Origin of the sequence: Pedobacter sp. N23S346 (assembly GCF_048515415.1) — a bacterium.
Classification (GTDB): Bacteria; Bacteroidota; Bacteroidia; order Sphingobacteriales; family Sphingobacteriaceae; genus Pedobacter.
In genome coordinates, this window is the sequence record NZ_JBLYEE010000024.1 from 14,772 (window position 1) to 27,163 (window position 12,392).

6 protein-coding genes are annotated in these 12,392 nt (G+C 40.2%); 4 read left to right on the top strand and 2 right to left on the bottom strand.

What is annotated here, in order from left to right:
- Positions 1-323: 323 nt before the first annotated feature.
- On the bottom strand, positions 324-1,961 hold the full coding sequence (locus ACN1CD_RS23300) for a SusD/RagB family nutrient-binding outer membrane lipoprotein (protein ID WP_419132828.1): 1,638 nt from the start codon (positions 1,959-1,961) through the stop codon (positions 324-326).
- 17 nt (positions 1,962-1,978) lie between these two features.
- On the bottom strand, positions 1,979-5,098 hold the full coding sequence (locus ACN1CD_RS23305) for a SusC/RagA family TonB-linked outer membrane protein (RefSeq protein ID WP_419132829.1): 3,120 nt from the start codon (positions 5,096-5,098) through the stop codon (positions 1,979-1,981).
- 294 nt (positions 5,099-5,392) lie between these two features.
- On the opposite strand from ACN1CD_RS23305, the gene ACN1CD_RS23310 reads away from it, so the two are divergent.
- The 4 genes from ACN1CD_RS23310 to ACN1CD_RS23325 are packed head-to-tail and all read left to right on the top strand — an operon-like array spanning position 5,393 to position 11,814.
- The gene (locus tag ACN1CD_RS23310) at positions 5,393-6,034 is read left to right on the top strand and encodes an RNA polymerase sigma-70 factor (protein ID WP_419132830.1); all 642 of its coding nucleotides are present in this window, start codon (positions 5,393-5,395) and stop codon (positions 6,032-6,034) included.
- A 48-nt stretch (positions 6,035-6,082) separates the two neighbouring features.
- Positions 6,083-7,075 carry a FecR family protein gene (locus ACN1CD_RS23315; protein ID WP_419132831.1) on the top strand — a complete coding sequence of 331 codons (993 nt, stop codon included), beginning with the start codon at positions 6,083-6,085 and terminating at the stop codon, positions 7,073-7,075.
- Positions 7,076-7,107: 32 nt separating this feature from the next.
- Positions 7,108-10,209: a SusC/RagA family TonB-linked outer membrane protein gene (locus ACN1CD_RS23320; RefSeq protein WP_419132832.1), complete on the top strand. Its 3,102-nt coding sequence runs from the start codon at positions 7,108-7,110 to the stop codon at positions 10,207-10,209.
- Positions 10,210-10,212: 3 nt separating this feature from the next.
- Positions 10,213-11,814, top strand: coding sequence for a SusD/RagB family nutrient-binding outer membrane lipoprotein (locus ACN1CD_RS23325; protein WP_419132833.1), 1,602 nt, complete (start codon positions 10,213-10,215; stop codon positions 11,812-11,814).
- The last annotated feature ends 578 nt before the right edge of the window (positions 11,815-12,392 follow it).

Sequence of the window (12,392 nt, forward strand, 5' to 3'; positions counted from 1 at the left end):
ATTTTTCTATGGAAGTTAGTAGGTGGGCTTGGACAGTGCCATCCCGAAAAATTGACCATGCCGGTTTAAGAGCAGAACGAAGAAACAGTGGTTTGGCCTCGTTAGGTGGCTATAGCGATCGCTACAACCGGGTTTATTAAACGATATTCTCAACACATCGTCTTTGCGAGGAGGTAAGACGAAGCAATCTTAATGCGATCGCTATCTGCCTTGAGATTTTGAAAAACGCTACAACCAGATATTGTTTTCTAACGCTATCACAAAAAAAGGTAGGACAACCTCAGTCGTCCTACCTTTAAATTATGATCAATCAAAGATTCGAATTAAAAATTCGGTCTATCAATATCCCACCACAATCTTGTACCACCGTTATCTGGGCCACCCAAAAGGCCAACAGCCTTAACAACCTCTTCGCTATTACCATTTCCAAACTCAGTAGATGGGTATGGTAACCTGCGGATTTGCGTTTGCGTATTAATGGTGCCGTTACTAAAATTGTTCGCTACGGTAAATAATCTAGGATAACCCGTACGTCTAAACTCAGACCATGCTTCCTGACCATCAGGGAATATAGCCAGCCACTTTTGCGTAATGATCCGCTCTAATTTTTGCTCATTCGAAGCTGCAGCATCCCATCTTACGGTAATCGTACTAACCGCTGCAGAATTGTTTGCAGGGTTTTTAGGATCTACATAAGCTGTTGGTCTGCTGGTTGCATCCGAAAGGTAATTACCTGCACTCACATTCCATTGTTGAAGTGAAGTGGAAATTCCAGTTTCATAATTGGTTTGTGCATCGCCAGAACCTGTCCATCCACGAAGTGCAGCTTCAGCTTTTAAAAACCAAACTTCAGCAGCTGTCATCAAAATCTGAGGTGCTTTCTGTCCGATAGGCGATTGCGTATTATTACTGGAATTTAAGCTGGAATAATTTCTGTAACCAGGCTTACCCAAGCCATTGAATGAAGTGTTGGCTCCTGCCCTGATCCCCACATACTGACCCGCAAATAAAGGATCTGTTGCCGGCGTAGCATAAATGGGTAAACGTGGATCATTATACCCAACTAAATATGATTGCAAAGCTGCACCTAAAGCATTATCTCCATCATAGGATACCGTAACCACCCATAAATCATTGTCTCTGGTTCCAGATTGCGCAACCGCAGCATTATCTGCAGGCGTAGTTAGTAAACCTCCCGGCGCACTTAAAGCTCTTTCAGCCTGAAGCCTTGCCGTAGCTGCATCAGCTTTCACAATACGCATTGCTAAACGCAAACGTAAAGAATTTGCTAATTTCAGCCATTTTACAGCATCACCCTGGTAAATTAAATCGCCTCTATCATAGAAAGCAGTTTTGCCTGGGTTAGCGGTTATGTAAGCCTGTAAACTATTTGCTGCCGTATCAATCTGATTAAAAAATGCATTGTAAACCGTTCTCTGATCCTGGTAAGGTGTAGATACCAGTGAAGAACCAGCTGTAGTATATGGAATTGGGCCAAATTTATCAGTCACCCTACTCATTGCCATTACCTGAACAAGAAGTGCAATTCCCCAGGCTTCCGGTGATGTTGTTTTCACTTCGCTTTGGCCAATTTTAGAAATTGGTGCCATTACAAAATTATACTGGTCATTGAAACCAGCACTGTTCCATCCATTGTTAAGGGAATAATTCATGTTATTAATGCCGCCACCAAATGGTGTAGGCGCCATCATATAACCACTAAAAGCATCAGCACTTAAATTTTGTGCGATTTGATAGTTGTGAAAAATTTCCTGCTCAATCGGACCAATTGCAGATTTCAAAAGCGCAGTAGTTTGCTCTGGTGAAAGTGCGGTAGGATTGGTGTTAAACTCTTCAAAATTTTTGGTGCATCCAAAATTCAGGGCCATTAAAGATGCCAGCAAAACAGCAGACAATCCTTTAATCCCTTTGTTAGCGGATTTATGATATATAGTTTTCATGTTGTTTTTCAATAGAATTAAAATGATAAATTTAGATTGAAACCTAAAGTGCGGGTTGCAGGTTGATTGAATACATCAATTCCTGATAAACCATTTCCAGTAGACATGGTGATCTCCGGATCAAACGGCGCTTTTTTGTAGAAATAAATCAGGTTTCTGCCTGTAACTGAAAATTTCATGCTTTTAAATGTTTTACCCGTTAGTGGAAGGGTGTAACCTAAAGCAGCCTCTCTCAAACGTACTACTGTAGCGCTGTAAATATATTCGCCAGATACACCAGATCTTCCGCCAACAACAGAATAATAACGCTGAGGATCGATTGTTGCCGAAACAGCATTCCCTCTGGTATCTACACCATCAATTTTAACGCCGCCCTGGTTTCTTGCGTTACCAGTTGCTTCAGATGCACCAGCTTCATCCATCAATGCCTCGGTTAGGGATAAAACCTGACCGCCAAATTTACCATCAACCAAGAAACTTAAGCTGAAATCTTTATAGCTGAAACTGTTATTCCAACCCAATTGAAATTTAGGGTTGGCATTGCCGATGTAATTGAAATCTGCACTTTTTAGTGGAGTGTAAGGGGAAGTACTCGTTCCATCTCCACCCAGAATGATACGATTTTGTGCATCTCTCTGTAAAGTATAGCCATAAATATCGCCATAAGAGCCACCAACTTTTAACCTTGAGATGTAAGAATTATTACCGCCGCCAGTTAAGTCTACACTAAAGATTCTGTCTGCAGAAGCGATATCGATAATTTTATTGCGGTTTGCTGATCCATTGATTGAAGTATTCCAGTTTAATCCGTCGCCTTTAACCACATCACCACCTAAAATGAATTGGTAACCAGTGTTTTCTACATTTCCAGCATTCAGATAACCTGTAGACACCAGTGAAGATGGAGGTGCAATTACCGGAATATATTGGTTTCTGGTATTGGTTTTATAGTAAGTGAAGCTGAAGTTGATCCGGTTAGAAAGGAAGCGTAAATCTGTTCCAATCTCAAAAGATTTTGTACGTTCTGGCTGCAATTCTCTAAAAGCAGCATTCGTGTTAAATGATAATGCACCATCTGCCTTTAAAGTATTCTGAATAAAGGTAAGGTATGGCGGAACGGTATTTCCAACCTCTGCATAGGTACCTCTTACTTTCGCATAGCTGATGGCTTCTGGCAATTTAAACATCTGCGAAACGATGAAGGATAAACCAACCGATGGATAGAAATAAGAATTGTTCGGTGTGAATGACAAGTTAGAAGACCAATCATTTCTACCTGTAACAGTTAAGAAAGCCCAGTCTTTATACGATAAATTGGCGTTACCAAAAACGGCCTGTAGTTGATTGTGATTGGGAATAATCGCAGTAGTATTGGTTAAAGTATTTCCGGTAAAAGTGCCTGGCTGCGCTACGATGGTATTCGATGGGGTGAAGAAATCAACCGCAGAAAGGTTTCCAGCTAAAGATAAACCCGAAGTTTTCTGATCGTTGATACTTCCACCAATTAATCCGTTCAGTTTAAAGTCTGATCCGGTTAATGGAACCGTGATATTGGCAATCGCATCTACATACTTTTGTACATAAGTTTGGTTGCTTTGTGCAAAATAACCCGTCCCGGTAGAGTTAAAGTTTCCGTTGATCCCAGAAAATCTGTGGTTTTCATAGTCATCAGTCGTTCTATCCATATTACCCCTCACCTGAACATTTAACCAACTGGCCACATCATATTTCACGCTTCCGCTCAATAAAAAACGGTTACGGATAGAGGTATTTGGATTCATATTAGTTAACCACCATGGGTTCTGATTAATATCTGCTGAACCACCTAACCAGTTCTGACGTGCCGTACCCGTATTGCCAGACAGCAAGTACTGCTCTTTGTATGGGTTAATATCTACACCCCTTGGGAAAAGATACAAACCTACCAGTGGATTTAAATATAAACCTAAAGATGGGCTGTTATTAATTTTTTGATTGATGTAATTCACACTTGCATCAACCGTTAATTTATTGTTCAAAAACTTAGCGGTTTCGCGTAAGTTGATGTTGTTTCTGTTTAACTTATTTCCTGGTTGAATTCCACTTGCATAAGTGTTCGAATAAGAAAAATAAGTTTGCGCAATTTCAGATCCGCCAGAAAGATTAATCGCATTCGAAGTGTTAATCCCCGTTTGGAAGAAATCACTTAAATTATCTGTAGTGTTATTAATTGCACTGCCCCAGCTATCTCTCGAGGTTGCAGAAGCTGGTCCGTAGCTGTTTTGAAACTTCGGTTTGTAAGCAATGTTATCAATATTTACACCCGAAGAAAAGCCAATCTCAGTTTTACCTGATTTCCCTTGTTTAGTGGTGATTAAAATTACGCCATTCTGTGCCTGGCTACCGTATAATGCTGCTGCGGATGCACCTTCCAAAACTGTGATGCTGGCAATATCATCAGGATTTAGGTTGGAAATACCATCGCCACCATCCTGGCCGCCACCAAATACACTATTTTGCTGACCGTTTGCATTACCGTTATTACTAATCGGAACCCCATCAATTACATATAAAGGCTGGTTATTTCCACTTACCGAACGGCTACCACGTAAAATTACTTTTGCAGAACCACCCACACCAGATGCACTCGGACTAATAGTTAAACCTGCTACTTTTCCATTTAGCGAGTTCATTAAATTAGGACTTTTAACCTTCGATAATTCATCGCCTGATACTTGCTGCGTATTGTAGGTTAACGATTTTTCTGATCTTTTAACCCCTAATGCAGTTACCACAACCGTTTCAAGGTTTTTAGAATCAGCACCCATTGATACATCGATAGTGCTTTCCGTACCCACAGTTACTTCTTTGTTTTGATAACCGATAAACGAAAATACCAGAACATCGCCAGCTTTGGCAGAAATGCTATACTGACCTGAAGTGTTCGTTTGCGTGCCGGTTTTTGTGCCTTTTATCACAACCGTTACACCGGGCAGGGTAATGCCCTTTTCATCTTTTACCGTTCCTTTAATCACATCCTGGTAAACCGAATGGAAGGAAACCGCGTGATTAAAATGATTAATTGGTGCAGCTGCGTACAAACCTGTTGATGCATAAAGCAATAAACAAGTGAGCTGTAAAGATTTTTTCATATTCATTAAGAATAATTTTGAATAATAATTATTTGGTTAATTGTTAGCTGCCATGCAGAATCCATCTGGATGGTCTATTAGTTAAGAGCATTTATTAAGGATAAATTGCCTACAGAAAAACTGATGATTTTAATATTTATTTTTTCATGCCTGATTATCATTTAATTAAAATGTAGTTATTAGCATCGTATGACGTTTTAATAAACCATTTGAGAAATCACATTTTTCTGTTAAACTGCCTGTCGACTAGATTTTTTTTGATTACTTTACGTTTGATTAATTAAACTAATTAATTTTAATTTGAAAGTAGCAAAGCCAGATCTGGTCGTTTTATGGAGTAAGATTTGCCTGGAAAGTGATATGACCGCTTTTGAGCAGCTTTATAGATATTTGTATAGCCGGCTGATTAAATTTTCCATTTACTATGTTAGCGACAAACAAGCCGCCGAAGACCTGGTAACAGAAGTATTTGTTAAATGTTGGGAAAATAGAACCGCAGGTACATCAATTCTAAATCCTGAAAGCTATTTATTTATCGCAGTTAAAAATCAATCGCTTAAACACCTTAAAAAAAATTCGTCAGTTACATTTATCGATTTAGTAGATGTAGATGACGATGTTTCGGCAACAACACAAACGCCTCAGTATATTCTCGAAACAAAGGAACTTCACAGGCAACTTAATCTCGCTATTGAGACTTTGGCGCCCCAGGCCCGTGAGGTATTCAGGCTGATTAAAGAAGGTGGACTAAAATATAAGGAAGTAGCCGAATTGTTAAATATTTCCCCACGTACCGTGCAAACCCAATTGTTCAGGGCAATTGCTAAACTTCGTTTAATCTTACGGCCAATGGTTGAAATGGAATTGGGTGAAAACCGAAGCGGAAAAATAATTTCGTGGCTGATTTTACTAAGTCCTCTATCTTTTTTATATTACCTGTAGGCAATTTTCAAAAAATAAGGAACCTCTAAACAGAAGACCATAACTAAAATGACAGATCAAAGATTTACAGAATTGCTTGGAAAACAATTAGCCGGAGAAATTTCTGCGGATGAATCTATTGAGCTGAATTCAATTTTAGCCAATAATGCAGCGCTTAATAAAGAATATCATTTGCTGCAAACCTACCTTGAATCTGAAACGGAGGAAGAAGAAAACATCGATGTGGTTTTTAATCGCATCAAAAGCCAGATTCAAACTCCCCAAGCACCTCAATTAAAAATTATAAAAAGTAAAAATCTCCTGTGGCTAAAAATAGCTGCGGCTGTTCTTGTTACTTTGGGTATTGTTTTATTATACAAAAGAGAAGCATTTTTTTCAGATCAGGCAGATCATTTAGTGCTGGTGAAGGTGCACACCAAAGCTGCAGATATCAGAACGATTACGCTTGGCGATGGTTCTGTCGTAAAAATCAATTCCACGAGTAAATTCAGGTATCCTAAAAAATTTAGCGGACATAACAGAAATGTTTACCTTTCTGGTGAAGCTTTTTTTGATGTAAAAAAAGATCTTCAGCATCCTTTTATTGTGCATACTGAAAAAATGGACGTACAAGTATTGGGTACAGCTTTCAATGTGAAGATTTATCCAAATGATGCTTTTGCCGAAACTACTCTAATCAGGGGAAAGGTAGTCATCTCGCTCAATCAGGATAAATCACAGCAGTTTACTTTAAAACCGAACGATAAATTTACACTCACAAATGGGAAGGCAAGCTTAAGTCAGTCTGATGGTGAAGGAGTAACAGAAACTGCCTGGACAAATCGTGAACTGATCTTCAAAAATGATCGCTTTGATGAGGTAGCTAAACTTTTTGAAAGACATTACGATATCAAAATTGCCTTCAAAGATCCGGATTTAAAAAAGCTGACTTTCACAGCACACTTTACTAAAGAGAACATTACCGAGGCATTAAACGCCTTAAAATTTATCGAAAACTTTAATTATTCAATAAAGGGTAAAAATGTCTATATCTTCCGCTAGTACAAACAATTAAGCCATGTATATTTGTGGCTATGAGTGCTGTGCAAAAAATCGTAATATTAATCGGACTGATCTTTCCTTTTTATACTAATGCGCAAACTAAAGTTACCCTAAATGTAACTAATGTAGATTTTGAACAGGTAATAGAAACGATATCGAAGCAAACGGTTTATCATTTTGCATATAGTGAATCTCAAATCCCGAAACATCAGGTCTCCATTAACGTAAAGGAAGAAGAAGCGATAAAAGTTGTTGATAAATTATTGCTCAACAGCGGTTACACCTATTCTGCTTTGCCTAACTATTTGATTGTGATCAGAAAAGGCTCTGCCGGGAAATTACCAGCAGATAGCGGTCGCGTGTTAAAAGAAGTAGTCATTACCGCTTTAGGTATTGAAAAGGATAATGAAAAAGTGGGTTATGCCCTAACTACCATTAAAGGGTCTTCCATCACTAAGGCAAGGGAAAGTAATCTGATTATGGCCTTACAGGGTAGGGTGGCCGGATTAAACATCACTGGTGTAAATGGTGGTCCGGGATCTGCCGCGCGGGTATTAATCCGTGGCGTTTCGAGTATGACTGCCGCATCACCTTTATTTGTCATCAACGGTGTACCGATTGATAACAGCATCAGGGGAAGCGCTAACGAATACGGCGGCGCCGATTATGGCGATGGAATCAGTAACATCAATCCAGATGATATAGAAACCATTACAATCTTGAAAGGTTCGGCCGCTTCGGCTTTATATGGTGCCAGAGCAGCGAATGGAGTCATTCTCATTAACCTCAAAAGCGGAGGTGAAAATGCGGATCCGAAGTTAGAATACAATGCAAATGTAGCTTTCGATGTTCCCGTTAATTCTACTGATTATCAATATTTGTACGGTCAGGGCGCCCAAAATAAACGCCCTGCTGATTTGTTTAACGCCATCAGCACAAGTTTATTAAGTTGGGGCGAAATTATGGATGGACAATTAACACCACAGGTTGATGGCTCCATGCGCCCTTATTCTCCAGTGAAAAATAATATTCAAACTTTTTATCGTACCGCTCCGGCGATTACGAATACGCTTTCCCTGACGGGTGGAAACGTCAGGAACAATTATCGGGTTTCGGTTTCTAATTTAGATTATAATTCCATTCTAACCAATGGCGCGCTTAATCGAAAAACGCTTAATTTTTATGGAAATCTGGCTTTAAGTCCCAAACTTTCCGTAAGCCTGACCGGAAATTATATTGATGAAGGAAATAAAAATAAAAGTTACCTGAGCGATGGACCTTTAAATGCAAACTATGGTATCTCGGCTTTGGCTACCAGTTTAGATCAATCGCTTCTGGCTCCCGGTTTCGATTCGGCAACTGGTTTTGAGCAGCGGTGGAATGCCGACGAATATAAAACCAATCCTTATTTTTTAATGAACAAACAGGCCGATTATGCTAATCGAAACCGCTACATCTCCTCTGCGGTGGTAAAATATCAACTGGCGAGTTGGGCTTCACTTCAGGGTAGGGTTGGCTATGATTTTAGTAAAGATAAGGTGGTGAGTATTTTACCTACAGGCACGGCGTTTTCCATCAACAGACAGGGTGGCATTAATGCTTATGATCAAAGCAAAACTTCAGAATTTAACAGCGATGTTTTGTTCAGCGCAAATAAAAGCCTAAACGAAAAATTAAGCCTGGAAGTTTCGTTGGGTGCAAATTACCGGGAAAGAAAAGGAGAGAGCGAACGATTAAAAGGGTCGCAGTTTATAGTGCCCGATTTGTATGTTCCTGAAAATCTAATCACCAGAACCAGAACCTTTGCCGTTTCCCGGATTGTAACCGAATCAGCTTATTACACTGCAGATTTGAGTTATCAGCGCTACCTCAATTTCTCCGTAACGGGCCGCTATGATATTTACTCTACATTGCCCGCCAATAATCGCGGAATTTTTGTCCCGGGTGTATCCGGCAGTTTTATTTTTTCAGACCTGTTGAAATTAAAAGGTCTTGATTTTGGTAAACTAAGATTAGATTTTGCCAAAACCAGTGGCGAACCCATTGTTCCCTATACCACCCAGATTTATTATAATGTAGATAATAACTTGAACGGCACGCCATTAGGGAGCTTCTCCGGAGATTTACCCAATTACAATTTGAAGCCCTTTACCTTAAATGAGATAGAAGCTGGTTTAGACCTGAAGCTTTTCAACAGTCGCTTGAATGTTGATTTTACGTATTTTAACCGTGTTACCCACAATGAGATCATCAATGCAAAGCAATCAGTTACCACAGGTTTTACCTCAGCTTATGTAAACCTTGGCGAAACCCGCAATAGGGGAATAGAACTTGCCCTTGGTTATACACCACTGTTAACAACAAACAGCAAATGGCAGATTAACCTGAATATGACGAAGGTGAAAAACACATTGCTGTCTATTGATGGCAATAGCAATTATACGCTCACGGGTACCTACCGGCCTTTAAATGCCAATACGGCCTTGGTAGTCGGACAGCCGATTACTCAAATTATGGCTTATGATTATCAGCGGGATGCCAGTGGAAACCTCGTTATTGGGTCAGATGGAATTCCTAAACGCGGAGATTTTATTCCTATGGGCGGTACCATGCCAACGTTATACGGCGGAATCACCAACAGCATCAGCTACAAACAATTCAACTTTTCTTTCTTGATTGATTACCGTTTTGGTAACAAAATTTTATCGGCAACAGCCTATTACAGTTATGTGCAAGGCCTTAATAAAGCGACACTTGTTGGACGCGAAACGGGTATCGTAGCCGATGGCGTATTAGAAAACGGCCAAAGAAATACGATAAATGTTCCCGCTTACACTTACTATCCTGAATTGGCCACTAACATTTCGGCCTTATCAGTACTCAATGGCAGTTTTATTAAGCTTCGTCAGGCTTCATTAGGCTATGCCTTTAATACACAGGTACTTAAAAAGACACCCTTTAGTGGCATCAACATAGATTTAGTGGCACGAAATATCTTCACTTTACTTAAATACAGTGATAATGTAGACCCAGAATCGCAGTTTTCGCCCACACTTGGCTACGCCGGAATAGAAGGTGCTTCATTGCCTGCTACACGAACTTTTGGAATCAATTTTAATTTTAAATTCAAATAAACGATGAACATAAATAAGATGGTTATGATCGGAATCTTGTTCCTCGTTTTGATGAACAGTTGTTCTAAATCTAAACTTGATGAGATTAATACAGATCCAAATAAACTCACCGAAGAGAATTACGATCCGAATAGTTTGCTCGCACATGCACAACTGAATTATGCCAACCTGGGCTATTATCAGCTTTTGTATCAGAGTACCATGATGCAACTGCTCGCTTCTACATATAACTATTATAACAACGGCGATAAGTATATCAATGCAGGGAGCTTTACCGATTACCAGGGACGGATTTTTGATGAAGGCTATACCGATGCCTCTCATATCAGGGAGATGCAGCGCCTGGCTAGATTGAAAGATCCTGCATTGAATCAAAACTTAATTGCAATAGGCGACATCATGTTCGTGCTGATTTTGCAAAGGATTACCGATACCTATGGCGATGTTCCCTATACGCAGGCGGTTAAGGCAATGGAAGGGATAAAGTATCCTGTTTACGATCGGCAGGAAGTTATTTATAACCAAATGCTGCTAGACCTTGAAGTGGCAACGGCACAGCTGGATAATAATAAACCTGGCCCCACTGCCGATCTTTTTTACAAAGGTGATATCGACAAGTGGAGAAAGTTTGGCTATTCCTTAATGCTGAAAATTGCCATGAGGTTAACTAAAGTAGATCCGGAAAAAGCAAAAATCTGGACTGAAAAAGCAGCAGGTAAAACCTTTACCAGTAATAACGATAATGCAATTTTAATTACGGATGCTTCTTCATTTAACAGCCAAAATGGAAGTTCGCTTGCACTAAGAACCTATTCTGATTATCTGGAAGTGCGGTGGAGCAAAACTTTAATCGATCAGCTCAGAAATACAAACGACCCAAGGCTTGGTGTAATCGGAGAAGTACCAAATGATGGACTGGCTAAAAGCGCAGATCAAAACCTCACCGGAAATACAGATGCAAGTGTTCAGCTTGGGCTTCCGAATGGATATGACCTGCAAGGTGGCGCTACTGATATCAGTCGAGCACCCGATTATCCTGGTGGTACAGGTAGTGGAAGTGACTTCGCTCCACTTGGGAAATATTCCAGACCACGCACTGGCGTATATCTCAAATTAGGCGGGCCAATATTTATTTTAAGTTACGCGGAAACAGAATTTTTACTGGCAGAGGCGAAGGTAAGGGGATGGAATGTAACGGGAACTGCAAAATCGCACTATACAAATGGATTAACGGGTGGCATAGAATCGCTGACACAATTAGACCCTTTGGCGGCAGTAGATGCCAACAGACTTAATACTTTCGTGAATCAAAACCCGCTTGATGATAGTAATACAGAGAATGCTCTTTCGGCTATTAATACGCAATATTGGATTACAACAGGTACCACTTTCAATTTTATTGAGGCTTGGTTAAACTGGAAAAGAAGTGATTATCCTAAATTGGTTCCTGTGAATTATAGAGGTAATGTAACGAATGGTACTATCCCGAGGCGAATGATTTACCTCTCCACAGAGATTCTGAACAATCCGCAAAACTATAGAGATGCCGTAACCAGAATATCTGGTGGAGATGTGCTTACTTCAAGGGTGTGGTGGGATCGTTAGATCGCGAAAAAAGAAAAACAGCCCCTATCCGCCTGACGGCACCTTTCCCCGGGAGGGAAAGGGCGCAAGAAAAATGCATTCTTCGCACCTCGCGATCGGCACCTTGCTATTGCCACCCTGCTCGCTTAAATAATTTTCCCGCAGATTAAGAAGATTTCCGCAGAAGCGAAAGGTAAAAATCTGCGGTAATCATTTATATCTGCGGGACCAACCTTTGCATTATGCCGGAGGACGAATCTATTTTGAAGATTATTCAATGGAGATTGGCTCGGCAGATGAAGAACCTACTGCAATGACGTTTTTTTCGTTAGGTCCTGAATCAAGTTCAGGATGACGATCGTTTTAACCCACCGTTCATGTAAATGCGAGAAAAGGTTCAGTGCTGAACGAAGTTGGTGGGTGGAAGCGCAGGGATCCTTCGCTGCGCTCTGGATCACAATTCCGCTATATACACCCTGCTCGCTTAAATAATTTTCCCGCAGATTAAGAAGATTTCCGCAGAAGCGAAAGGTAAAAATCTGCGGTAATCATTTATATCTGCGGGACCAACCTTTGCATTATGCCGGAGGACGAATCTA